Genomic DNA, 23,074 nt, shown 5'->3' with positions numbered 1-23,074 from the left:
TTCAGGCCAGGCCGTCGAGCGGCAGGATGTCGACCGGGGCGCCCGCGTCGACTGCCGCGGTATCGTGGCCCAGGACGATGAAACAGTTGGCGGCGGCAAGGCCGCTCAGCGACGCGGAGCTTTGCGAGCCGGCCGGCGCGACGTGCCATTGGCCGTCGACGGCGCGCGTCGCGATGCCGCGCAGGTATTCGGTGCGGCCGGGACGCTTCTTCAGCGCATGTGTGCTGAGCGCCGTGTACATGGCCGGCGGCGGCGTCCGTGCCCCGGCCAGTGTCAGCAGCGCGGGGCGCACGATCGCAAGGAGCGTCACGGCGGACGCGACCGGATTGCCGGGCAAGCCGAAGAACAGCGCGTGGCCGGTGCCGTCGGCCGCGCGTGCGAGCGTGCCGCACGCGAGCGGCCGGCCGGGCCGCAGCGCGAGGCTCGCGAACGTCACGTCGCCGAGCCGCGCCATCACGTCGCGCGTGAAATCGGCTTCGCCGACCGAGACGCCGCCCGACGTGATGACCGCATCGGCTTGCGCGGCGATCGCGTCGCGCAAGGCGGCTTCGAGCGCGACCGGATCGTCCCGGACGATGCCGAGATCGATCGCGTCCACGTGCAGCCGTTCGAGCATCGCGATCAGCATCCCGCGATTGCTGTCGTACAGCGCGCCGCGGCCGAGCGGTTCGCCGGGCTCGCGCAACTCGTCGCCGGTCGAGAACACGGCGACGCGCACACGCCGGCGCACCGTGACGTCGGTGACGCCGAACGACGCAAGCAGGCCGAGATCGGACGGCCGCAGGATGCGGCCCGCGGCGAGCGCACAGGCGCCGCGCGCACAGGCGCCGCGCGCGAGATCCTCGCCGGCCTTGCGGCAGTTTGCGCCGCGCGCAACGTCGTGCGCGGCGAAGCGGATCGTGTCGCCATCGACGCGCACGCGTTCCTGCGGAATCACCGTGTCGCATCCGGCCGGCATCGGCGCGCCCGTCATGATGCGCACGCATGCGCCGGCTGCCACGGCGCCGTCGAACGGATGGCCGGCGAACGCGGTGCCGGCGACCGGCATCGCGACCTCGCCCTGCGGCGACGCGAGTGCGGCGGCGCCGTCGAACGCATAGCCGTCCATGGCCGAGTTGTCGTAGGCGGGGATATCGAACGGCGCGCTCACGTCGGCCGCGAGCACACGGTCGAGCGCATCGCGCAACGTGACCGTGTCGCACGCGTCGACGGGCACCGCGAAGCGGCACGCGAGCGCCTGCGCGTCGGCGAGCGACAGCGGCGCCTCGGGGTCGGGTGCGGGTCGGGAAGCGGGCGAGGATTGCGTGATCATCAGTCGGACTGCGCCGCAAGGCGTATCGGGTTCGTGGCCGGTGGCGCGAGGAGGGTGCCGGGGCGCGGGTTTCGCGTGTGGCGGGCGCCGGGCGGGAACGGCACGGCGCCGTCAGCGGCGGGCCAGCGCGGCGAGTTCCTGCCAGGAGTTGGCATTGTAAAACGCACGCTCGTCGCGAAACTCGACTTCGACCGTCTTGTGGCGTGCGTACCACGCACGTACCTTGCGGTCGCCGGCCGCGAGCCGGGCAGCCAGATCGTCGGCCAGCGACGTGCGCAGCAGTGCGAACGTCGGCTGCGGCGAGCGCGTCTGCTCGGCGTCGACGGTGATCGCCATCGCGATGTCGGCCTGTTGCGCATCGAGCGCCGCGTGCAGCCGTGCGACGAGGTCGGCGGGCAGATAGGGCGTATCGCATGGCGAGCACGCGATCAGCGGCGCGCGGGCCGCGCGCATGCCGGCGAGCAGGCCCGCGAGCGGCCCGGGGAAGTCGGAGGTTTCGTCCGCGACGATGCGCGCGCCGAACGGCGCACCGAGCTCGGCGTAGCGATCGGCATGGCGATTCGCGCTGATCAGCGTCTCGTCGACCTGCGGCGACAGCCGGCGCAGCACGTGCAGCGCGAGCGGCGTACCGTCGAGCAGTTGCAGGCCCTTGTCGACGCCGTCCATGCGGGTGGCGCGCCCGCCTGCGAGCAGCAGGCCGGCGATCGACGGAGAGGCGGGGGCGGGCATCGTGTGCGGGCGGAAACGGGGGTGTCAGCCGCCGATATACGACATTTCGACGCGCTTGCCGGCGCCGTCGGGCGCGCTAGCGGCCGATGCGCTGCCGCGCAGTTGCGAATAGCGGTCGGTGCGCGCCTGCCAGATCCGGGCGATCGCGGTCGCGATCTCGGCATCGCTCGCGCCGCCGCGCACGAGCGCACGCAGGTCGTGGCCGGCCGACGCGAACAGGCACAGGTACAGCTTGCCTTCGGTCGACAGCCGCGCGCGCGTGCAGTCGCCGCAGAAGGCCTGCGTGACGCTCGAGATCACGCCGATCTCGCCGCGGCCGTCCGCATAGCCCCAGCGCTGCGCGGTTTCGGCCGCCGTGTGCGGCTCGAGCGGCACGAGCGGGAAGTGTTCGGCGATCCGTGCGACGACGTCCGCCGACGGCAGCACCTCGGTCATGTTCCAGCCGTTCGACGTGCCGACGTCCATGTATTCGATGAAGCGCAGGATCACGCCGGTGCCGCGGAACCGCTCGGCCATCGGCAGGATCTCGCCGTCGTTGGTGCCGCGCTTCACGACCATGTTGACCTTGACCGGCGCGAGGCCCGCGGCCTGCGCGGCGAAGATGCCGTCGAGCACGTCGGCGCTCGCGAACTCGGCGTCGTTCATGCGCTTGAACAGCGTATCGTCGAGCGCATCGAGGCTGACCGTGACGCGCGTGAGCCCGGCATCCTTCAGCGCACGCGCCTTGCGCGCGAGCAGCGAGCCGTTGGTCGTCAGCGTCAGGTCGAGCGGGCGGCCGGCGTGCGTCGTCAGGCGCGCGAGGCGCTCGATCAGGAATTCGAGGTTCTTGCGCAGCAGCGGCTCGCCGCCCGTGATACGGATCTTCTCGACGCCGTGGGCGACGAACAGTCGCGCCACGCGTTCGATTTCCTCGTGCGTGAGCAGCGCGCTGTGCGGCAGGAACGGGTAGTCCTTGTCGAAGACCGCGCGCGGCATGCAATACACGCAGCGGAAGTTGCAGCGGTCCGTCACCGAAATGCGCAGGTCGCGCAGTGGCCTGGCGAACGTGTCGGCCAGCGTGCCGTCGGGAGCATGCGCGACACCGGAGACGTCCGGCATCCCGCTGACGTCGGCGAGAGGAATGATGCGTCGGGACATGTTGGAAGAAGTGCGAACCAGACATCTATTCTAGCCGCAACCGGCCGGCGGGGCCGGTGGGCGGAAACCCGCAGCGCCGAGACGTGAAAAAGCCCGCCGGAGGCGGGCTTTTCCTGGTCGGGCGACGCGCCGTCAGTGGTGCGTCGTTTCGACTTGCTGCATCGGCGTCGTATCGACCGGCGGCAGCGGCTTGCGTTCGCGCGGCACGCGAACCGGGCGCGGGAGCCGCGACGCGGCTTCCTGCGCGGCGGCGAACTTGTCGGCGTCCGTATTCACCCAGACGAGACCGGCCTGCTCCAGCACGACATCCAGGCTCGCCGATGCGGGCGCGGCTGCCGATTGTGCGGGGGCGGGTGCCGGTGCGGCGACGGCCTCGGCCGGCGCGGTTTCGACAGGCGCGGCCTCGACAGGCGCGGCCTCGACAGGCGACGCGACCGCCACCGGCGCGGCTTCGATCGCCACGGCGGCCGGTGCGACTTGCTCGACCGGTGCGGCCTGCGGCGCCTCGACGGCGGCCGGAGCGGCCGCGGGCACTTCGAACGCATCGGTCGGCGACACCGCGACCGGTGCCGGGCCCGCTTCCGCGACCGCCGGTGCGACCGGTGCCGGTTCTGCTGCCTGCACGGCGACGACAGGCTCGACCGCGGCGGCCGGCGCTGCTTCGGCGTGTGCCGGTGCCGGCTGCGCTTCGACGGCGGCCGGTTCGGCATGCTGCTCGGCGACGGCCTCGACGGCGACCGCACTGGCCACGGCCGCGACGACGGCCGGTGCGGCCGTGTGGGCCGGTTCGGCTGCGACCGGTGCGGCCGGCGCCGGCGTCACGGCTTGCGCTGCGACTTCGCCTTCGGCGCCTTGCTCGGCCTGCTCGACAGCTGCGCCGTCTTCCTCGCGCTCGCGACGACCGCCACGGCGGCCGCGACGACGACGGCGACGTTCTTCGCCGTCACGTGCGCCGGCTTCCGCATCGGCTGCCAGTTCCGCGCCGGGCAGGGCTTCTGCTGCGGCCTTGTCGGTTTCCGGTTCCGGATGGTTTTCACCGCGCGTGACGGTTTCGAGCGTGGCCGCATGCTGGGTCGGCTTGCGGCGTTCGCCGCGCTCGCGACGCTCGCCGCGTTCCTGGCGCTCGCCACGGCCGGCTGCTTCGACGCCTTCCGGCTGTTCGGCACGCTCGCGCGGTTCGCGGTTCTCACGCGGCTCGCGACCTTCGCGCGGGCCACGGCCCTCGCGACCCTCACGGTTCTCGCGACCTTCGCGGCTTTCGCGGCCTTCCCGCAGCTCACGGCCCTCGCGCGGCTCACGGCCTTCACGCGGCTCACGGCCTTCACGCGGTTCGCGCACTTCCTTGCCTTCGCGTTCCTGGCGTTGCGGCCGGCCTGCGGCTGCCTGGTCGCGGCCGCCCTGTGCCTGCTGGGCGCCGCCGCGGCGGTTGCGATTGCGATCGCCGCCGCGCTGTTCGGTCTTTTCGGTGCGCTCGCGGGCCGGACGGGTTGCCTGCTCCTTCGCCGGTGCCGGCGCGGCAACGGGTGCGGGCGCCGGGGCCGGCGAGACACCGAACAGGCCCTTCAGCCAGCCGATGAAGCCGCCGCTCGTGGCCGCGACGGGCGCGGGTGCCGGAACCGGCTCCACCGGGCGCTGCGGCGCCGGGCTCGGGGCCGGACGCTCGGGGGTGATGCCCTTGACCGCGGCTTCCTGCTTCGGCTTCACTTCCGCCGCACGCTTGCTGTAGCCGGTTTCCGACTCGAGCTCGCGGGCCGCTTCCTCGGCCATCTTCCAGGAGGCGCGCGGATCGTCGAGGCGCGCGTCGTCGTGACGCAGGCGCTCGAGCTTGTAGTGCGGCGTATCGAGGTGCTTGTTCGGGATCAGCACGATGCCGACCTTGAAGCGCGACTCGATCTTGTTGATTTCCTGGCGCTTTTCGTTCAACAGGAAGGCGGTTACCTCGACCGGCACCTGGCAGTGGATCGCCGCGGTGTTTTCCTTCATCGCTTCTTCCTGAATGATCCGCAGGACCTGCAGCGCGGACGATTCGGTATCGCGGATGTGGCCGGTGCCGTTGCAGCGCGGGCACGTCACGTGGCTGCCTTCCGACAGGGCCGGGCGCAGGCGCTGGCGCGACAGTTCCATCAGGCCGAAGCGGGAAATCTTGCCCATCTGCACGCGCGCACGGTCGTGCTTGAGCGCGTCCTTCAGGCGTTGCTCGACTTCGCGCTGGCTCTTCGCCGATTCCATGTCGATGAAATCGATCACGATCAGGCCGCCGAGGTCGCGCAGGCGCAGCTGGCGGGCGACTTCGTCGGCCGCTTCGAGGTTCGTGCGGGTGGCCGTTTCCTCGATGTCCGCGCCCTTGGTCGCGCGGGCCGAGTTCACGTCGATCGCGACGAGCGCTTCGGTGTGGTCGATCACGATCGCGCCACCGGACGGCAGCGGCACCGTGCGCGAGTACGCGGTTTCGATCTGGTGCTCGATCTGGAAGCGGGAGAACAGCGGCACGTCGTCGTGATAGCGCTTCACTTTCGCGACGTTGTCCGGCATCACGATGTCCATGAACGCGCGGGCCTGATCGTGGATTTCATTCGTGTCGATCAGGATTTCGCCGATATCCGGCTGGAAATAGTCCCGGATCGCGCGGATCACGAGGCTCGATTCCAGATAGATCAGCATCGGCTGGCCGGCGTTGCCGCTTTGCGAGGCGGCCTCGATCGCCCGCCACAGTTGCAGCAGGTAGTTCAGGTCCCACTGCAGTTCCTCGGCGCTGCGGCCGATGCCCGCGGTACGGGCGATCATGCTCATGCCGTCCGGAATCTGCAGTTGCGCCATCGTTTCGCGCAGTTCCTGGCGCTCGTCGCCTTCGATCCGGCGCGACACGCCGCCGCCGCGCGGATTGTTCGGCATCAGCACGAGGTAGCGGCCGGCGAGCGAGATGAAGGTGGTGAGGGCGGCGCCCTTGTTGCCACGTTCTTCCTTCTCGACCTGGACGATCAGCTCCTGGCCTTCGCGCAGCGCATCCTGGATGCGCGCGGAGCGCATGTCGATGCCTTCCTTGAAGTACTGGCGGGCGACTTCCTTGAACGGCAGGAAGCCGTGGCGGTCTTCGCCGTAGTTGACGAAGCACGCTTCGAGCGACGGCTCGATACGGGTGATGACCCCTTTGTAGATATTGCCTTTGCGCTGTTCGCGCCCGGCGGTTTCGATGTCGATGTCGATGAGCTTTTGCCCATCGACGATGGCGACGCGCAGCTCCTCCTGCTGCGTCGCATTGAACAGCATGCGTTTCATGAACGGCTCCAGGCGGCTCCGCTGCCGGCGCCTCGCGATTGTCAGGCGCGAGGGCGGGAACGACGGCAGGCCGCACCTTGTTGTGTTGTCACGAGCACGCTGGAGCGGGAACGCTGGCGGGGAGAATTGCCTGAAGAGGCGCTTGGGCCCCCGAAAGACGGGGCCGGCGGCCATAGGGCACCTGCGAATACGGCTTCAAAGCACGGCGTTCACACACCGCACGCTGCAAAAGCGCGCTAAGCCTCATCCGGGCATTGCCACGGGCGCGCGCAATGCGTCGCGCGCGCCGACGGGCGGCAGATGCTGCGGCTTGGGCCGCAGCGGGGAGTATCGAATCCAGCCCGACTTTCCCGCTTGGGGTGTACTTCCCTGGTTTGACGTCGCCAAGCCCCGCACGCTTCGCGGGGCCAAATCGGGCGCAACGCCGTAATTTTCGCAACCGGCAGCCTGCGGACGCACTGCGCGCCGTCGGGCTGCCGATCAAATTCTTTTCAACCAACTTTCCGTTACCGCGGCGCCTTGCCGACCGAATCCGCCTGTGGGCGCGATCCTTGCCGACGGGCGGCGCCGTGCGTGCAACTTGCTGCTTCTCTTCGATTAGGGGCGAGCAGCGGACCCCCGGCGCAAGTAAAATAGCGGTTTGCGCTTGCGCCTTGCCCGATTCAGCCGGGGCCGGCCGGTCAGGCCACCCACAACCTCAGGCTGGGCAAAATTATATTCAGTATGAATGAGTTAGGCAAAATATCCCAGAATTCGGTCGCAAGCGGCCAGGTCTCGATGATCGAGATCGACGAAAACTCGGCCGGTCAGCGGATCGACAATTTCCTGTTGCGCGTCTGTAAAGGCGTGCCGAAAAGCCATATTTACCGGATCCTCCGCAGCGGCGAAGTGCGCGTGAACAAGGGCCGGATCGACGCGCAGTACCGGCTCGAACTGGGCGACGTCGTCCGCGTGCCGCCGGTGCGCGTGGCGGCGGCCGACCTCGCGCGCGCCGACACGCCCGTCGTGCCGCCCGCGCATTTCGACGTGCTGTACGAGGACGACGCGATGCTCGTCATCGACAAGCCGGCCGGGGTCGCGGTTCACGGCGGCAGCGGTGTTGCGTTCGGCGTGATCGAGCAGATGCGCGAGGCACGCCCGCGCGCGAAGTTCCTCGAACTGGTGCACCGGCTCGACCGCGAGACGTCCGGGATCCTGATGCTCGCGAAGAAGCGCACGGCGCTCGTGGGCCTGCACGAGCAGATTCGCGAGAACCGGATGGACAAGCGCTATTTCGCGTGCGCGCACGGCGAATGGCAGCCCGACTGGGGGCGCCGCCGCGCGGTGAAGGCGCCGCTGTTCAAGTATTCGACCGCGGAAGGGGAGCGCCGCGTGCGCGTGCAGGACGACGGGCTGCCGTCGCATACGGTGTTCAATCTCGTCGACCGCTGGCCCGACTACGTGCTCGTCGAAGCGGAACTCAAAACGGGTCGGACCCATCAGATCCGGGTGCACCTCGCGCATCTCGGCCTGCCGATCGCCGGCGACGCCAAGTATGGCGATTTCGCACTGAACAAGGCGCTGGCGCGCGCGAATGCGCAGCCGTCGCTGAAACGGATGTTCCTGCATGCGCACCGCCTCAAGCTCGCTCATCCGCTGACCGGCGAGGCGCTGCAGTTCGATGCACCGCTGCCGGCCGAATGCCGGCGCTTCCTCGACCAACTCAGCGCATTGCGCGATACCGCCTGAACCGCATGGCTCGACAGCAATTTGACCTGATCGTCTTCGACTGGGACGGCACGCTGATGGATTCGACCGCGCACATCGCGCACAGCATCCAGGCCGCATGCCGCGATCTCGGCCTGCCCACGCCGTCCGACGAGGCTTCCCGCTACGTGATCGGCCTCGGCCTGCGCGATGCGCTGCAGATCGCGGCGCCGACCCTCGATCCGTCCGACTACGCGCGGCTCGCCGAGCGCTACCGCTATCACTATCTGCTCGACGATCAGCGCATCGAGCTGTTCGCCGGCGTGCGCGAGCTGCTCGCCGAGCTGCGTGACACCGGTTATCTGCTCGCCGTCGCGACCGGCAAGGGGCGGGTCGGGCTGAACCGCGTGCTCGACCAGTCGAAGCTGACGAGCTGGTTCGACGCGACGCGCTGCGCGGACGAAACGTTCTCGAAGCCGCATCCGGCGATGCTGCACGAGTTGTCGCGGGAATTGGGGCAGGACCTGTCGCGCACCGTGATGATCGGCGACACCACGCACGACCTGCAGATGGCCGCGAGCGCCGGCGCGGCCGGTGTCGGCGTCGCGTACGGCGCGCACACGGCCGATGCGCTCGCGGCGCTCACGCCGCGCTTCGTCGCGCCGGATGTCGCCGCGCTGGCCGCCTGGCTGCGGGAGCACGCATGAGCGCGGCGCCGGACGCCGTGCGCGTGTGCGCGTCGGACGCGCTGGCCGACGGCGGCGCCGGCGTGCGCGTCGACGCGACGCTGCGCGGCGAGCAGGCCGTCGTGTTCTTCGTGCGCTACGAGGGCCGCGCCTACGGGTACCTGAACCGCTGCGCGCATGTGCCGATGGAGCTCGACTGGGCCGAAGGGCAGTTTTTCGAGTCGTCGGGCCTCTATCTGATGTGCGCGACGCACGGTGCGATCTATGCGCCGGATACCGGCAAGTGCGTCGGCGGCCCGTGCCGCGGCGGCCGCCTGCGCCCGGTCGAGGTCGACGAGCGCGACACGCCCGACGGCCGTGCGGTATTCTGGGTGCCCGATGCCGATCTGCATCCCGCTACTCCCGCCACGACCGACTGACGACACCACTGCATGGCCGACCAACCGAATTCCCCGGATTCCTCCTCCCGTCCCGACAGCCGTGAACCGAACTGGGAGCGTGCGGCGCTCGAGCGGATCGCGCTCGCGGCCGTCAAGGAGCAGCGCGCGGCACGGCGCTGGAAGATCTTCTTCCGCTTCGCGTTCCTCGGCGTGTTCGTGCTGCTCGCGTTCGCGCTGATCGATTTCTCGAGCGATTCGAAGTTCTCGTCGAGCGGGCGGCATACGGCGCTCGTGACGATCGACGGCGAGATCGCGGCCGGCGTCAACGCGAACGCCGACGACATCAACACGGCGCTCGACGCCGCGTTCGACGACGACGGCACGGTCGGCGTCGTGCTGCGGATCAACAGCCCGGGCGGCAGCCCGGTGCAAGCCGGCATGGTCTACGACGAGATCCGGCGGCTGCGCAAGAAGTATCCGGACAAGCCACTGTACGTGGTCGTGACCGACATGTGCGCCTCGGGCGGGTATTACATCGCGTCGGCCGCCGACAAGATCTTCGTCGACAAGGCGAGCATCGTCGGGTCGATCGGCGTGCTGATGGACGGCTTCGGCTTCACCGGGCTGATGGGCAAGCTCGGGGTCGAGCGGCGCCTGCATACGTCGGGCGAAAACAAGGGCTTCTACGATCCGTTCTCGCCGGAAACGCCGAAGATGGACGCGCATGCGCAGGAACTGCTCGACCAGGTGCATGCGCAGTTCATCAAGGCCGTGAAGGATGGCCGCGGCAAGCGGCTGCACGAGACGCCCGACATGTTCTCGGGCCTGTTCTGGACCGGCGAGAAGAGCGTCGAGCTCGGGCTCGCCGACGGCTACGGCACGACCGACACGGTCGCGCGCGACGTGCTGAAGGCGCCGGATCTCGTCGACTACACGGTGAAGGAAAGCCTGACGAACCGCGTCGCGCGCAAGTTCGGCGCGGCCGTCGGAGGTGCCGCGATGAAGGCGCTGACGGCCGGCGGCGCGTCGGTCGGCCTGCGCTGACGGCTGACGGCTGACGGCCCACGGCAACTGGCGGGCTGCGACGGCCCGCCTTTCATGCAGCGAGCCGATCGCCGGTTGCGGATCAGTTCGCGAGCAGCAGGAAGATCGCGGGGCGTTTGTGCAGATTCGGCGGCGGCGCCTTTTTCCAGTCCGCCACCGTGCGGCTTGCGATCGTCTCGGTCGCCAGGGTCAGATCGGCCGCGACGCAGATCTGCGTCGACGGCGCGCAGGTCGCGACCAGCGTGTCGAGCATCGCGTGATTCCGGTACGGCGTTTCGATGAAGATCTGCGTCTGGCGCGCCTTGCGCGACAGTTGCTCGAGTTCGCGCAGGCGTTTCGCGCGCGCGGCCGCATCGACCGGCAGATAGCCGTTGAACGCGAAGCTTTGGCCGTTCAGGCCCGACGCCATCAGCGCGAGCAGGATCGAACTCGGTCCGACCAGCGGCACGACCTTCGCGCCGCGCTCGTGCGCGCGGCGCACCAGCAGCGCGCCCGGGTCGGCAACGGCCGGGCAGCCGGCCTCCGACACGAGGCCGGCGTCCGCACCGGCCAGCACGGGGGCGAGCAGCCGGTCGATGGCGCCGGCCGGCGTATTGACGTTCAGCTCGCTGATCTCGATTTCCTGGATCGGGCGCGTCGTGCCGATCTTCTTCAGAAACGCGCGCGTCGTTTTCGCATTCTCGCCGATGTAATAGCCGAGCGTGCCGGCGCGCGCCTGCACGGCGGCGGGCAGCACGGCGGCGAGCATCGATTCGTCGCCCTCGCCGAGCGTGTTCGGGACGAGATAAAGCGTGCCGGCGGTCATGCGCGGTCTCCACGAGTGGTTGCAAACAGCGGGTAGCCGGCGGCGCGCAGCATCCGCGTGAGGGCGATCAGCGGCAGGCCGACGAGTGCGGTCGGGTCGTCCGAATCGATCGCGTCGAGCAGCGCGATGCCGAGGCCTTCGGATTTCGCGCTGCCGGCCACGTCGTACGGCGTTTCCGCGCGCAGGTAGGCGTCGAGTTCCGCCTCGGGCAGCGAGCGAAAGCGCACGTGCGTGACGATGTCCTCGACCTGTGCGTCGTCCGTCCGGCTGTCGTACAGGCAGAGCGCGCTGTGGAATTCGACTTCGCGGCCCTGCATCGACACGAGCTGCGCGAGCGCCCGCTCGTGCGTGCCGGGCTTGCCGATCTGGTGTCCGTCGAAGGTCGCGACCTGATCCGACCCGATCACGAGCACGCCGTCCGGCGCGTCGATCGTCGCGGCCACCGCGCGTGCCTTCGCGCCGGCCAGACGCAGCGCGGTCGCGGCCGGCGTTTCGCCGGCGAGCGGGGTTTCGTCGAGGTCGGGCGACACGACGTCGAACGGCACGCCGAGGCGCTCGAGGAGCGCACGGCGGTAGCGGGAACTGGAAGCAAGAATCAGCCGCGGCGGGCGGCAAGCGGTATCCGGCATGGTCGGTTGGGTCGGTGAGTCGTCAGGTGTGGCGCGGCGTTGCGCGGACGCAAGCTTAAGTGATTGACCGCAAAAGGTAAAACAGGTATGCTTTCCCGCTTTTCGTCGGCAGGCTTCCGTTGTGGCGGCGCCTGCCGGGTCTTCGGAAGTAAAGTACGTCATCCTTCGATGAGCCGTACGCGAGCGGTACCAAGCCGGATCCCGCAAGTCAGCCTGTAGGCAGGAGCGCACATGAACACTTCTTCTGGCAAACCTGCGGCGGCGCTCGATCCGCACGCGGTCGACCTGTTCGAGTTTGCCCGCAGCGGGCGGCAGGCAGCCGGCGCGGTGCACCTCGCGCAACTGCCGCGCATGTTAAACGAAGTGCCGGCGGACGCGCCAGACCGCGACACGGTGTTCACGTGGCAGGCGGAAGGGTTCACGCAGAAGGAGTTGCAGGACGACGGCACCGACGGGCAGCAGCCGTATCTGCGCCTCGCGGTGCACGGCCATGCGTGGCTCACGTGCCAGCGCTGCATGACGCCGTACGACCAGACGTTTGACGTCGACATGACGTACCGGATCGTCGCGACCGAAGAAGAAGCTGAAGAATTTCCGCTCGACGACGATGAAGCCGATGTGATCGTGGGCTCACGCCAGTTCGATCTCGTCGACTTGATCGAAGAGGAATTGCTGCTTTCGTTGCCGCTCGTGCCCAAGCACGAGGTTTGCCCGGCAGTTCACGAAAGCCTCGTGTCGGGTGCGAGCGGTCCTTCGGAAGACGCGGACGACGAGTCCGCCGAAGACGAGGACGAAGGCAAACGGCCGAATCCGTTCGCGGCGCTGGAAGCGTTGAAGAAGGACGGTGACGGCACCAAGAAACACTAAGCAGTTGTGGCGCGGGAAGGCGTAAGGGCTTTGGGCCAGGGTAGTTAAGCGCCGGATCGGGCTGTGTTAGAATCCGGAAAATTATTTAGGAGTTAGTCATGGCAGTCCAGCAAAACAAGAAGTCGCCGTCGAAGCGCGGCATGCATCGTTCGCACGATTTCCTGACGGCAGCGCCGCTGGCAGTCGAGCCGAGCACGGGTGAAGTGCACCTGCGTCACCACGTCAGCCCGAACGGCTACTATCGCGGCAAGAAAGTCGTCAAGACGAAGAACGACTAAGCGTCAAGTCACGCGTTGCGCGCTACGCTCGCCGTTCGCGTGACAACTGGTTCGCTTGACACTTTCCTGGCTCAACAAAAAGGCGGCATTCAACTGCCGCTTTTTTGTGCCTGAAATTCGTCGCATTCCATGACCGTAAAGCTCACAATCGATTGCATGGGAGGCGACCACGGCCCGTCCGTGACCGTTCCCGCGGCAGTCAAGTTCGTCCGCGCGCATCCCGATGCGCATCTGATGCTCGTCGGCATCGAAAGCGCGATTCGCGCTCAGCTGAAGAAGCTGAAAGCCCTCGACGATCCCGCGTTGACCATCGTGCCCGCCACCGAAATCGTGGCGATGGACGACCCTGTCGAAGTGGCGCTGCGCAAGAAGAAGGATTCTTCGATGCGCGTCGCGCTCAACAACGTCAAGGAAGGCGCGGCGCAGGCCTGCATCTCCGCCGGCAATACCGGCGCGCTGATGGCCGTTTCCCGTTATGTCCTCAAGACGCTGCCCGGCATCGAGCGGCCCGCGATCGCGTTCGCGCTGCCGAACCCGACCGGCTACACGATGATGCTGGACCTCGGTGCGAACGTCGACTGCGAGCCGCAGCACCTGCTGCAGTTCGCGGAGATGGGGCACGCGCTCGTGGCCGCGCTCGAAGGCAAGGAGCGCCCGACGATCGGCCTGCTGAACATCGGCGAGGAGGTCATCAAGGGCAACGAGACGATCAAGCGCGCGGGCGAGCTGCTGCGCGCCAGTACGCTCAACTTCCGCGGCAACGTGGAAGGCAACGACATCTACAAGGGCACCGTCGACGTGATCGTGTGCGACGGCTTCGTCGGCAACGTCGCGCTGAAGACGTCCGAGGGGCTCGCGCAGATGCTGTCGGACATCATTCGCGAGGAGTTCGGCCGTTCGCTGATGTCGAAGCTGATGGCGGTGCTCGCGCTGCCCGTGCTGATGCGCTTCAAGAAACGCGTCGATCACCGCCAGTACAACGGCGCGGCGCTGCTGGGGCTGAAGAGCCTCGTGATCAAGAGCCACGGTTCGGCCGACGCCTACGCGTTTGAGTGGGCGATCAAACGCGGGTATGATGCCGTCAAAAACGGGGTGCTGGAGCGCCTCGCGCGCGCGATGGCGGATAATTCAGTGTCGCTCGGCGACGGCGAACACGACGCGGGCGGCGCGGGCCATGCAAGCCCGGCCGCAGGCCATCACGCCGAACCTTCCGCTGCGCAATCCTCTAAAGCATAAATGGCCCAATCGACTCTCTATTCCCGCGTGCTCGGCACGGGCAGTTATCTGCCGCCCGACCGCGTCACGAACCAGCAGTTGACCGATCGTCTTGCGAAGGAAGGCATCGAGACCAGCGATGAATGGATCGTGGCGCGCACGGGCATCCATGCGCGCCATTTCGCCGCACCCGACGTCACGACGAGCGATCTCGCGCTCGAGGCGTCGCGTCGTGCGATCGAGGCGGCCGGTGTCGATCCGCAGTCGATCGACCTGATCATCGTCGCGACTTCGACCCCCGATTTCGTGTTCCCGAGCACCGCGTGCCTGCTGCAGAACAAGCTCGGCATCAAGAACGGCGGCGCGGCATTCGACGTGCAGGCCGTGTGTTCGGGCTTCGCGTATGCGATGGCGACGGCCGACAGCTTCATTCGCAGCGGTCAGCACCGGACGGCGCTCGTGGTCGGCGCGGAGACGTTCTCGCGCATTCTCGACTTCAAGGACCGCACGACCTGCGTGCTGTTCGGCGACGGCGCGGGCGCGGTGATCCTGTCCGCGTCGGAAGAGCCGGGCGTGCTCGGCAGCGCGCTGCATGCGGACGGCAGCTACTCGAACATCCTCTGCACGCCGGGCAACGTCAATCGCGGCGTGATCGACGGCAGCGCGTTCCTGCACATGGACGGGCAGGCCGTGTTCAAGCTCGCGGTCAACGTGCTCGAAAAGGTCGCGATCGAGGCGCTCGCGAAGGCGAATCTCGCGCCCGAGCAAATCGACTGGCTGATTCCGCACCAGGCCAACATCCGCATCATGACCAGCACCTGCCGCAAGCTCGGCCTGCCGCAGGAGCGCATGGTCGTGACGGTCGACCAGCACGGCAACACGTCGGCCGCGTCGATTCCGCTGGCGCTCGACGCCGCGGTGCGCGACGGCCGCATCCAGCGTGGCCAGCACGTGCTGATCGAAGGCGTCGGCGGCGGCTTCACCTGGGGTGCGTCGGTCTTCCGCTTCTGATCCGCGGCGCGCGACAAGCCGCGCGCGGATCCCATCGGCGCGCCGTCCGTGCGCGCCGTCCGAATCGATTCAATTGGGGACGATATGAAATTTGCATTCGTTTTTCCGGGGCAGGGCTCGCAGGCGATCGGCATGCTCAATGCATTCGCCGATCTGGCCGTCGTGCGCGAGACGCTCCAGGAGGCGTCCGATGCACTCCATCAGGATCTCGGCAAGCTGATCGCCGAAGGGCCGGCCGACGAGCTGAACCTGACCACCAACACGCAGCCCGTGATGCTGACCGCGGCGTACGCGTGCTACCGCGCGTGGCAGCAGGCGGGCGGCCCGGCGCCGTCGATCGTCGCCGGCCACAGCCTCGGCGAATACACGGCGCTCGTCGCGGCCGGCGCGCTCGCGTTCAAGGACGCGGTGCCGCTGGTGCGCTTTCGCGCGCAGGCGATGCAGACGGCCGTGCCGGTCGGCCAGGGCGGCATGGCCGCGATCCTGGGCCTCGACGACGACACGGTGCGCGCGGTGTGCGCCGAAGCCGCGGAAGCGGGCGTCGTCGAAGCGGTGAACTTCAATGCGCCCGCGCAGGTCGTGATCGCGGGCAGCAAGGCCGCGGTCGAAAAGGCATGCGAAATCGCGAAGGCGAAGGGCGCGAAGCGCGCGCTGCCGCTGCCGGTGTCGGCGCCGTTCCACTCGTCGCTGCTCAAGCCGGCGTCGGACCAGTTGCGCGACTATCTCGCGAACGTCGACGTGAAGGCGCCGCAGATTCCGGTCGTCAACAACATCGACGTCGCGGTGGTCAGCGATCCGGTCGCGATCAAGGACGCGCTGGTGCGCCAGGCCGCGGGCCCGGTGCGCTGGGTGGAGTGCGTGCAGCACATCGCGGGCACGGGCGTCACGCACGTGATCGAATGCGGGCCGGGCAAGGTGCTGGCAGGCCTGACGAAACGCATCGACGGCAACTTGGTCGGCGCGTCGGTGTTCGATCCGGCTTCGCTCGACGAAGCATTGAAGCTCGTGACCGCCTGACGCGGCGCCTTTTTCCAAGCAACGGATATTCGATTCATGGACAAGACTCTCGATAAACAGGTCGCGATCGTGACCGGCGCGTCGCGCGGCATCGGCCGGGCGATCGCGCTCGAACTCGCGCGCCTGGGCGCGACGGTGATCGGCACGGCGACGAGCGAATCGGGCGCCGCCGCGATCACCGCGGCGTTCGCGGAAGCGGGCGTCACGGGCCGCGGCGCGGTGCTGAACGTCAACGACGCGGCCGCCGCCGAGGCGCTGATCGATGCGGCCGTGAAGGAATTCGGCGCGCTGAACGTGCTCGTCAACAACGCGGGCATCACGCAGGACCAGCTCGCGATGCGGATGAAGGACGAGGATTGGGACGCGGTGATCGACACCAACCTGAAGTCGGTGTTCCGCCTGTCGCGCGCGGTGCTGCGCCCGATGATGAAGGTGCGCGGCGGCCGTATCATCAACATCACGTCGGTGGTCGGCTCGGCCGGCAATCCGGGTCAGGTCAACTACGCGGCCGCGAAGGCCGGCGTCGCGGGCATGACGCGTGCGCTCGCGCGCGAAATCGGCAGCCGCGGCATCACGGTGAACTGCGTGGCGCCGGGCTTCATCGACACCGACATGACCAAGACGCTGCCGGAAGAACAGCAGGCCGCGCTCAAGACCCAGATTCCGCTCGGCCGTCTCGGCAGCCCGGAGGACATCGCCCATGCCGTCGCGTTCCTCGCGTCGCCGCAGGCCGGCTACATCACCGGCACGACGCTGCACGTGAACGGCGGCATGTACATGTCGTAACGGTTTTCGTTTACCATCCGCGCCGTATCCCGTTTTTCAGGCGGACCGGCGCTTGATCGACCATCAAGCCAACGCGCGTTTTGGCGTCAGCAAACCTGATAAAATGCGCGCACTTGTAAATCTGAACTTTCCCTCGGAGGGGTAATGGACAACATCGAACAACGTGTCAAGAAGATCGTCGCTGAGCAACTGGGCGTCGCGGAAGCCGAGATCAAGAACGAAGCTTCGTTCGTGAACGACCTGGGCGCGGACTCGCTCGACACGGTCGAACTGGTGATGGCGCTCGAAGACGAGTTCGGCATGGAAATCCCGGACGAAGAAGCAGAGAAGATCACGACCGTTCAGCAAGCGATCGACTACGCTCGCGCAAACGTCAAGGCGTAAGCGCCTTTCGCGCTTGTCCGCCACGTCGCCGCGATCTTCGCGATTGACGCGCCATCCTGCCGGCTTCGCGCCGGACGGACTAACAGCCACAGGGCTCGCAGGGCTGGTTCCTGTGGCCACTGTGGCTTTTGTTTTTGTCATCCAATAATGGAAAAGAGGTTACCGTGAGCCGCCGTCGTGTTGTCGTTACAGGCCTGGGGCTGATTTCGCCTGTTGGCAATAATGTTGCCGACGGCTGGGCCAATCTCGTCGCCGGCAAGTCCGGTATCGCCACCGTCACGAAGTTCGATGCGTCGAACCTCGCCTGCCATTTCGCGGGCGAAGTGAAGGGTTTCAGCGCCGAGGAGTACATCCCGGCGAAGGAAGCCCGGAACATGGATACGTTCATCCATTATGGCATCGCCGCCGGCGTCCAGGCCATGCGGGACAGCGGGCTGGAAGTGACCGAAGCCAACGCCGAACGCATCGGCGTGCTGGTCGGTTCCGGCATCGGCGGCCTGCCGATGATCGAAGACACGCACCAGACCTACGTCGATCGCGGCGCGCGCCGGATTTCGCCGTTCTTCGTGCCGGGTTCGATCATCAACATGATCTCGGGTCACCTGAGCATCATGTTCGGCCTGAAGGGCCCGAACCTCGCGGCCGTCACGGCCTGCACGACCGGCCTGCACAGCATCGGCCTCGCCGCGCGCCTGATCCAGGCCGGCGACGCCGACGTGATGGTCGCGGGCGGCGCCGAATCGACGGTGTCGCCGCTCGGTATCGGCGGTTTCGCCGCGGCGCGCGCGCTGTCGACCCGCAACGACGATCCGGCTACCGCATCGCGGCCGTGGGACAAGGACCGCGACGGTTTCGTGCTGGGCGAGGGGGCGGGCGTGATGGTGCTCGAGGAGTACGAATCGGCGAAGGCACGCGGTGCGAAGATCTATGCGGAAGTCTCCGGCTTCGGCATGACGGGCGATGCGTACCACATGACCGCGCCGAACATGGACGGCCCGCGCCGTTGCATGGTCGCGGCGTTGCGCGACGCCGGCGTGAACCCGGATGAAGTTCAGTACCTGAACGCGCATGGCACGTCCACGCCGCTGGGCGACAAGAACGAGTCCGACGCGGTGAAGGCGGCCTTCGGCGAGCACGCGTACAAGATGGTGGTCAACTCGACGAAGTCGATGACGGGTCACCTGCTGGGTGGCGCGGGCGGCCTCGAGTCGGTGTTCACGGTGCTGGCGCTGCACAACAACGTGTCGCCGCCGACCATCAACATCTTCAACCAGGACCCCGAGTGCGATCTCGATTACTGCGCGAACACCGCACGTGACATGAAGATCGACGTGGCCGTGAAGAACAACTTCGGCTTCGGCGGCACCAACGGCACGCTGGTGTTCAAGCGCGTCTGACGTCGAATCGCTTGACGAGTCCATTCGATGCTCCGGCCGGGCGTCCGCAGCGCTTTGCGTTGCGGGCCTCGGCCGTGTCGTATTTCGTGCTGGCCGCGTTCGTCGCGTCGGCTGCCGCGTCGGCGTACCTGTTCTGGGCGCCGCGCGCGGGCGCTGTCGCCGGCGCAGGCATGTCGGCCGCGACGGCGGCGCTGCTGGCCGCCTGTGCCGCGCGTGCGTGCGCCCGCCGGCTGCCGGCCGAGCTGCGGATCGATGCGTTCGGGGAGATTGCGGCGTTTGGCCGCACCGGGCGGTTGCTGGCCCGGGGCCGCGTGACGGGCCATGCGCACTGGAGCAGCCTGCTGCTGGTGCTGTCGGTCGGGCAGGGCGCCCGGCGTGCCCGGCCGCTGCTGATTCCGGCCGACGCACTCGACGCCGCGTCGTTCAGCGCGCTGTCGGTGCTGGCGAGAACGACCGGGGCGGCGGGGCGGGCATGACGGCGGCGCGGTTACGGACCGTAACCAGCGGCCGGCGCCGGAACGCTACAATAACGCTCCGCGTTGCATCCCTAGTTAACGGATTTGTCAGGTGAGTGAAAAAGAAATCGATCAGGCTCTGGTCGAGCGCGTACAGAAGGGCGACAAGGCGGCGTTCGAACTCCTGGTCTCCAAATACCACCGCAAGATCATTCGGCTGATCTCGCGCCTCGTGCGGGATCCCGCCGAGGTCGAGGATGTGGCCCAGGACGCGTTCATCAAGGCGTATCGTGCGCTGCCGCAGTTCCGCGGCGAATCGGCGTTCTATACGTGGTTGTACCGAATTGCCGTCAACACGGCGAAGAACTACCTTGCGACGCAAGGCCGCCGGGCGCCGACCTCGACCGAGGCCGATGCGGAGGAAGCGGAAACTTTCTCCGACGCAGACCAACTAAGGGATATCAACACGCCTGAGTCGATGTTGATGAGCAAGCAGATTGCCGAGACGGTCAACGCTGCAATGGCTCTGCTGCCCGAAGAACTGCGCCAGGCGATCACGCTGCGCGAGATCGAGGGCCTGAGTTACGAAGAGATCGCGGAAATGATGGGCTGTCCGATCGGGACGGTCCGGTCGCGGATCTTCCGCGCGCGCGAAGCAATCGCTGCCAAATTGCGTCCGCTGCTCGATACGCCCGAAGGCAAGCGCTGGTAAGCGCGACGGGCGGAACGACGCGGGTCGGGGTCTAGTTACGGATAGAGTCGTGAAGTCACGACGGGGTGTGCAAGATGGGGAGCATCATGGGGTCGGTCAATACGCAATCGCAAGCGTGCTCGCGCGGCGAGCGCCTTTCCGCGCTGGTCGACGGCGAAATGTTCGATGGCCCGGATCACGGGCAGTTTCTGGCTGAGCTCGACCGCGCGGATCGCGCTGCGTGGGCCCATTACCACCTGATCGGCGATGCGCTGCGCTCGGACGAGCTCGCGCTGTCGCCCGCGCTGAGCGTCGCGTTCACCGCGCGCATGTCGGCCGCGCTCGAAAGCGAGCCGCACCTGCTGGCACCGGCGGCCGCGCCGGTCGCGCGCAAGCTGCTGGCGCTGCGCCGCCGTGTCGTGCCCGCGTTCGCGGTCGCCGCCGCGGCCGCCACGCTGACGTGGATCGTCGTTCCGCAGATGCAGACGGCCGGTGCGCCGGGCGCTGTCCAGGTCGCCTCGGCAGGCGCGCCGCAGAACGGCAACCTGCAGCGCGTGACGGTTGCGCAGGCATCGGCCCAGCCGGGCCTGCAGGACGTCAACATCATTCGCGATGCCAGCCTCGACCAATACCTTGAAGCGCACCAGCAATTCGCGCAACAGCCCGTCGTCACGGGTTCGATGCCGCTGATCCGCGCTGCCGTGACCACCACGCCAGGCCAATAAACCCGATGCGGACATTGCAGTTGAATCACGCCATCTCCGGATGGAAGCGGCTGCCGGCCCTCCTGCTTTGCGCAGCCGCCCTGTTGTCCGTTCAATCCTTTCCCGCCAGCGCCCAGCAACCGGACGATCCCGTCGCGACCCGCAAGGGCGCCGCGGACTGGCTCGACCGTGTCCAGCAGGCCGCGCAACAGCAGAGCTACGAAGGGACGTTCGTCTACCAGCGCGGCGGGTACGTGCAGTCCTCGCGCATCGCGCACGTCGCGTCCCGCGACGGCGAGTTCGAGCGGATCGAGACGCTCGACGGCAAGCCGCGCAAGCTGCTGCGGCATAACGACGAGCTGTACACGTTCGTGCCCGAGCGCAAGCTGTGCGTGGTCGAGCGTCGTCAGACGCGCGACTCGTTCCCCGCGCTGCTCGGCGCGAGCGGCGAGCACGTGATGTCCGTCTACGATGCGAAGTCGCTCGGCAAGGACCGCGTGGCCGGGATCGACGCGCAGGTCGTCGAGCTCGTGCCGAAGGATGCGTACCGTTTCACGTACAAGCTGTGGGCCGACGCGCGCACCGGGCTGCTGCTGCGTTCGCAGACGCTCGACGCGAACGATCACGTGCTCGAACAGATCGCGTTCTCGCAGTTGCAGACGGGCGGCGCGAGCGGCGACAAGGCCGCGATTGCTGCCGGCATGCGCAACCTGAACGGCTGGACGGTCGTGCGCCCGCCGGTCGCGACGGTCGACATGGAAGCGCAGGGCTGGCAGCTCGCGCCGAGCGTCGCCGGCTTCCAGAAGATTCGTGAAGTGCGCCGGCCGATGGCCGCGCGCGATGCGGGCGATCCGCCGATCCCGGTCGACCAGGCGGTCTTTACCGACGGCCTCGCGACGATCTCGGTTTTCATCGAGCCGGCCGAAAAGAATACGCGCAAGGAAGGCGCGGGCAGCACCGGTGCGACGCACGTTCTCGTGAAGCGCCGCGGCGACTACTGGATCACCGTGCTCGGCGAAGTGCCGCCGGCCACGTTGCAGCAGTTCGCGTCTGCCATAGAATACAAGGCTTCCAAGTAACGCTACGGCTTCCGACATGATGAAACTCACGCTGCGCAAATGGCTCGCGGCGGCGGCGCTGTCTGCCTGCCTGCCGCTCGTGCCGCATACCGCATTCGCAGTGACGGCTCCCGCTGCCAGCCTGCCCGACTTTGCCGATCTGGTCGAAAAGGTCGGCCCGGCCGTCGTGAACATCCGGACCACGGCCAACGTGCCGACGAGCGGCCCGCGCGGGATGCTCCCGCCTGGCTTCGACAACGGCGACATGTCGGAATTCTTCCGGCGCTTCTTCGGCATTCCGCTGCCGCAGGCGCCCGGCAATGGCGGCAACCCGAAGAACGCGCCGGCACCGGACAATCCGCCCGACACCGAGCAGAACCGCGGCGTCGGCTCGGGCTTCATCGTGTCGGCCGACGGTTACGTGATGACCAACGCGCACGTCGTCGACGATGCGGACACCATCTACGTAACGTTGACCGACAAGCGCGAATTCAAGGCGAAGCTGATCGGCGTCGACGATCGCACGGACGTCGCGGTCGTCAAGATCCAGGCGTCGAACCTGCCGGTCGTCGCGATCGGCGATTCGAACAAGGTGCGCGTCGGCGAGTGGGTCGTTGCGATCGGTTCGCCGTTCGGCCTCGACAATACGGTCACCGCCGGCATCGTCAGCTCGAAGAGCCGCAACACGGGCGACTACCTGCCGTTCATCCAGACCGACGTCGCCGTGAACCCCGGCAACTCGGGCGGCCCGCTGATCAACATGCAGGGCGAGGTGATCGGCATCAACTCGCAGATCTACAGCCGCACCGGCGGTTTCATGGGTATCTCCTTCGCGATTCCGATCGACGAGGCGATGCGCGTGGCCGATCAGCTAAAGGCGACGGGCAAGGTCACGCGCGGCCGGATCGCGGTGGCGATCGGCGAGGTGACGAAGGACGTCGCCGATTCGATCGGGCTGCCGAAGGCGGAAGGCGCGCTCGTCAGCAGCGTCGAGCCGGGCGGCCCGGCCGACAAGGCCGGCATCCAGCCGGGCGACATTATCCTGAAGTTCAACGGCCGTCCGGTCGATGCGGCGTCGGACCTGCCGCGCATGGTCGGCGACACGAAGCCCGGCACGAAGGCGACGGTCAGCGTGTGGCGCAAGGGTCAGGCACGCGACCTGCCGATCACGATCGCCGAGACGCCGGCCGAGTCGACGGCGAAGGCCGAGCAGCGCAAGAACGCGCCGCAGAAGCCGCGCCAGACCAATTCGCTCGGCCTGACGGTCAGCGACCTGACGGCGGAGCAGATGAAGACGCTGAAGCTGAAGAACGGCGTGCAGATCGACGGCGTCGACGGCCCGGCCGCCCGGGCGGGCCTGCAGCGCGGCGACATCGTGCTGCGTGTCGGCGACACCGACATTACGAGCGCGAAGCAGTTCGCCGACGTGACCGCGCAGCTCGATCCGCAGAAGGCGGTCGCGGTGCTCGTGCGGCGCGGCGACAACACGCAGTTCGTGCCCGTGCGGCCGCGCCAGAAGTAACGCGC

At 67.9% G+C, this 23,074-nt stretch carries 23 protein-coding genes; 17 read left to right on the top strand and 6 right to left on the bottom strand.

The annotated features are described in order from the left end of the window. Position 1 precedes the first annotated feature (1 nt). From glp to HWX62_RS09485, 4 genes are all read right to left on the bottom strand, one after another. Positions 2-1,312: a gephyrin-like molybdotransferase Glp gene (gene glp / locus HWX62_RS09500; RefSeq protein WP_175985124.1), complete on the bottom strand. Its 1,311-nt coding sequence runs from the start codon at positions 1,310-1,312 to the stop codon at positions 2-4. 111 nt (positions 1,313-1,423) lie between these two features. Beyond that, positions 1,424-2,041: a molybdenum cofactor guanylyltransferase MobA gene (gene mobA, locus HWX62_RS09495; RefSeq protein WP_175929642.1), complete on the bottom strand. Its 618-nt coding sequence runs from the start codon at positions 2,039-2,041 to the stop codon at positions 1,424-1,426. Positions 2,042-2,065: 24 nt separating this feature from the next. Then, entirely contained in the window at positions 2,066-3,178 is a 1,113-nt protein-coding gene (moaA, locus tag HWX62_RS09490) for a GTP 3',8-cyclase MoaA (RefSeq protein WP_175929641.1), read from the bottom strand. 132 nt (positions 3,179-3,310) lie between these two features. After that, the gene (locus HWX62_RS09485) at positions 3,311-6,454 is read right to left on the bottom strand and encodes an Rne/Rng family ribonuclease (protein WP_175929640.1); all 3,144 of its coding nucleotides are present in this window, start codon (positions 6,452-6,454) and stop codon (positions 3,311-3,313) included. Between the two features lie 723 nt (positions 6,455-7,177). Here HWX62_RS09485 and HWX62_RS09480 point away from each other — a divergent pair. The 4 genes from HWX62_RS09480 to HWX62_RS09465 are packed head-to-tail and all read left to right on the top strand — an operon-like array spanning position 7,178 to position 10,250. Beyond that, positions 7,178-8,182 carry an RluA family pseudouridine synthase gene (locus HWX62_RS09480; protein WP_175929639.1) on the top strand — a complete coding sequence of 335 codons (1,005 nt, stop codon included), beginning with the start codon at positions 7,178-7,180 and terminating at the stop codon, positions 8,180-8,182. 5 nt (positions 8,183-8,187) lie between these two features. After that, entirely contained in the window at positions 8,188-8,847 is a 660-nt protein-coding gene (locus tag HWX62_RS09475) for an HAD-IA family hydrolase (RefSeq protein ID WP_175929638.1), read from the top strand. After that, entirely contained in the window at positions 8,844-9,245 is a 402-nt protein-coding gene (locus HWX62_RS09470; protein WP_175929637.1) for a Rieske 2Fe-2S domain-containing protein, read from the top strand. Before HWX62_RS09475 ends, HWX62_RS09470 begins: the two co-directional genes overlap by 4 nt. A gap of 12 nt (positions 9,246-9,257) precedes the next feature. Further along, the gene (locus HWX62_RS09465) at positions 9,258-10,250 is read left to right on the top strand and encodes a S49 family peptidase (protein WP_175929636.1); all 993 of its coding nucleotides are present in this window, start codon (positions 9,258-9,260) and stop codon (positions 10,248-10,250) included. A gap of 82 nt (positions 10,251-10,332) precedes the next feature. Here the strand turns inward: HWX62_RS09465 and HWX62_RS09460 are convergent, their stop codons facing one another. Beyond that, on the bottom strand, positions 10,333-11,055 hold the full coding sequence (locus HWX62_RS09460; protein ID WP_175929635.1) for an SAM-dependent methyltransferase: 723 nt from the start codon (positions 11,053-11,055) through the stop codon (positions 10,333-10,335). After that, positions 11,052-11,684 carry a Maf-like protein gene (locus HWX62_RS09455; RefSeq protein WP_175929634.1) on the bottom strand — a complete coding sequence of 211 codons (633 nt, stop codon included), beginning with the start codon at positions 11,682-11,684 and terminating at the stop codon, positions 11,052-11,054. Before HWX62_RS09455 ends, HWX62_RS09460 begins: the two co-directional genes overlap by 4 nt. A 231-nt stretch (positions 11,685-11,915) precedes the next feature. Here HWX62_RS09455 and HWX62_RS09450 point away from each other — a divergent pair, with 231 nt between their 5' ends. The 13 genes from HWX62_RS09450 to HWX62_RS09390 all read left to right on the top strand — a co-directional run bounded on the left by HWX62_RS09450 (position 11,916) and on the right by HWX62_RS09390 (position 23,069). Continuing rightward, positions 11,916-12,551 (top strand): DUF177 domain-containing protein, encoded by a 636-nt coding sequence (locus HWX62_RS09450; protein WP_175929633.1) that lies wholly within the window; start codon positions 11,916-11,918, stop codon positions 12,549-12,551. A 98-nt stretch (positions 12,552-12,649) separates the two neighbouring features. Then, entirely contained in the window at positions 12,650-12,829 is a 180-nt protein-coding gene (gene rpmF / locus HWX62_RS09445; RefSeq protein ID WP_006051932.1) for a 50S ribosomal protein L32, read from the top strand. A 129-nt stretch (positions 12,830-12,958) separates the two neighbouring features. Then, positions 12,959-14,065: a phosphate acyltransferase PlsX gene (gene plsX, locus HWX62_RS09440; RefSeq protein ID WP_175929632.1), complete on the top strand. Its 1,107-nt coding sequence runs from the start codon at positions 12,959-12,961 to the stop codon at positions 14,063-14,065. After that, positions 14,066-15,055 (top strand): beta-ketoacyl-ACP synthase III, encoded by a 990-nt coding sequence (locus HWX62_RS09435; protein WP_006489693.1) that lies wholly within the window; start codon positions 14,066-14,068, stop codon positions 15,053-15,055. 84 nt (positions 15,056-15,139) lie between these two features. After that, positions 15,140-16,072, top strand: a complete 933-nt coding sequence (fabD, locus tag HWX62_RS09430; protein WP_175929631.1) for an ACP S-malonyltransferase — start codon at positions 15,140-15,142, stop codon at positions 16,070-16,072. 36 nt (positions 16,073-16,108) lie between these two features. Next, positions 16,109-16,858: a 3-oxoacyl-ACP reductase FabG gene (fabG, locus tag HWX62_RS09425; protein WP_175929630.1), complete on the top strand. Its 750-nt coding sequence runs from the start codon at positions 16,109-16,111 to the stop codon at positions 16,856-16,858. Between the two features lie 144 nt (positions 16,859-17,002). Beyond that, a complete protein-coding gene (gene acpP, locus HWX62_RS09420) occupies positions 17,003-17,242 on the top strand; it encodes an acyl carrier protein (RefSeq protein ID WP_004197638.1) in 240 nt (79 codons plus the stop codon). 164 nt (positions 17,243-17,406) lie between these two features. After that, positions 17,407-18,639 (top strand): beta-ketoacyl-ACP synthase II, encoded by a 1,233-nt coding sequence (gene fabF, locus HWX62_RS09415; RefSeq protein ID WP_175929629.1) that lies wholly within the window; start codon positions 17,407-17,409, stop codon positions 18,637-18,639. A gap of 11 nt (positions 18,640-18,650) precedes the next feature. After that, on the top strand, positions 18,651-19,115 hold the full coding sequence (locus HWX62_RS09410) for a hypothetical protein (RefSeq protein ID WP_175929628.1): 465 nt from the start codon (positions 18,651-18,653) through the stop codon (positions 19,113-19,115). A gap of 91 nt (positions 19,116-19,206) precedes the next feature. Beyond that, positions 19,207-19,806: an RNA polymerase sigma factor RpoE gene (rpoE, locus tag HWX62_RS09405; RefSeq protein ID WP_006490873.1), complete on the top strand. Its 600-nt coding sequence runs from the start codon at positions 19,207-19,209 to the stop codon at positions 19,804-19,806. Between the two features lie 86 nt (positions 19,807-19,892). Beyond that, entirely contained in the window at positions 19,893-20,510 is a 618-nt protein-coding gene (locus tag HWX62_RS09400; protein ID WP_175929627.1) for a sigma-E factor negative regulatory protein, read from the top strand. A 5-nt stretch (positions 20,511-20,515) separates the two neighbouring features. Further along, complete coding sequence (locus tag HWX62_RS09395) at positions 20,516-21,568, top strand: MucB/RseB C-terminal domain-containing protein (RefSeq protein WP_175929626.1); 1,053 nt, start codon at positions 20,516-20,518, stop codon at positions 21,566-21,568. 16 nt (positions 21,569-21,584) lie between these two features. Next, positions 21,585-23,069: a DegQ family serine endoprotease gene (locus tag HWX62_RS09390; RefSeq protein WP_059779754.1), complete on the top strand. Its 1,485-nt coding sequence runs from the start codon at positions 21,585-21,587 to the stop codon at positions 23,067-23,069. The last annotated feature ends 5 nt before the right edge of the window (positions 23,070-23,074 follow it).

Source organism: Burkholderia sp. BCC0506, assembly GCF_902833145.1.
In the GTDB taxonomy this organism is placed as follows: domain Bacteria; phylum Pseudomonadota; class Gammaproteobacteria; order Burkholderiales; family Burkholderiaceae; genus Burkholderia.
This window is presented reverse-complemented; position numbering and strand designations above follow the sequence as displayed.

Bases quoted from the DNA above. Each gene is read 5' to 3' on its own strand.
- HWX62_RS09470 (WP_175929637.1), top strand. From the start codon at position 8,844: ATGAGCGCGGCGCCGGACGCCGTGCGCGTGTGCGCGTCGGACGCGCTG.
- moaA (WP_175929641.1), bottom strand. From the start codon at position 3,178: ATGTCCCGACGCATCATTCCTCTCGCCGACGTCAGCGGGATGCCGGAC.
- rpmF (WP_006051932.1), top strand. From the start codon at position 12,650: ATGGCAGTCCAGCAAAACAAGAAGTCGCCGTCGAAGCGCGGCATGCAT.
- plsX (WP_175929632.1), top strand. From the start codon at position 12,959: ATGACCGTAAAGCTCACAATCGATTGCATGGGAGGCGACCACGGCCCG.
- HWX62_RS09485 (WP_175929640.1), bottom strand. From the start codon at position 6,454: ATGAAACGCATGCTGTTCAATGCGACGCAGCAGGAGGAGCTGCGCGTC.
- HWX62_RS09465 (WP_175929636.1), top strand. From the start codon at position 9,258: ATGGCCGACCAACCGAATTCCCCGGATTCCTCCTCCCGTCCCGACAGC.
- glp (WP_175985124.1), bottom strand. From the start codon at position 1,312: ATGATCACGCAATCCTCGCCCGCTTCCCGACCCGCACCCGACCCCGAG.
- HWX62_RS09450 (WP_175929633.1), top strand. From the start codon at position 11,916: ATGAACACTTCTTCTGGCAAACCTGCGGCGGCGCTCGATCCGCACGCG.
- HWX62_RS09455 (WP_175929634.1), bottom strand. From the start codon at position 11,684: ATGCCGGATACCGCTTGCCGCCCGCCGCGGCTGATTCTTGCTTCCAGT.
- HWX62_RS09400 (WP_175929627.1), top strand. From the start codon at position 19,893: ATGGGGTCGGTCAATACGCAATCGCAAGCGTGCTCGCGCGGCGAGCGC.
- fabD (WP_175929631.1), top strand. From the start codon at position 15,140: ATGAAATTTGCATTCGTTTTTCCGGGGCAGGGCTCGCAGGCGATCGGC.
- HWX62_RS09460 (WP_175929635.1), bottom strand. From the start codon at position 11,055: ATGACCGCCGGCACGCTTTATCTCGTCCCGAACACGCTCGGCGAGGGC.
- HWX62_RS09395 (WP_175929626.1), top strand. From the start codon at position 20,516: ATGCGGACATTGCAGTTGAATCACGCCATCTCCGGATGGAAGCGGCTG.
- fabG (WP_175929630.1), top strand. From the start codon at position 16,109: ATGGACAAGACTCTCGATAAACAGGTCGCGATCGTGACCGGCGCGTCG.
- HWX62_RS09475 (WP_175929638.1), top strand. From the start codon at position 8,188: ATGGCTCGACAGCAATTTGACCTGATCGTCTTCGACTGGGACGGCACG.
- mobA (WP_175929642.1), bottom strand. From the start codon at position 2,041: ATGCCCGCCCCCGCCTCTCCGTCGATCGCCGGCCTGCTGCTCGCAGGC.
- HWX62_RS09390 (WP_059779754.1), top strand. From the start codon at position 21,585: ATGATGAAACTCACGCTGCGCAAATGGCTCGCGGCGGCGGCGCTGTCT.
- HWX62_RS09480 (WP_175929639.1), top strand. From the start codon at position 7,178: ATGAATGAGTTAGGCAAAATATCCCAGAATTCGGTCGCAAGCGGCCAG.
- acpP (WP_004197638.1), top strand. From the start codon at position 17,003: ATGGACAACATCGAACAACGTGTCAAGAAGATCGTCGCTGAGCAACTG.
- HWX62_RS09435 (WP_006489693.1), top strand. From the start codon at position 14,066: ATGGCCCAATCGACTCTCTATTCCCGCGTGCTCGGCACGGGCAGTTAT.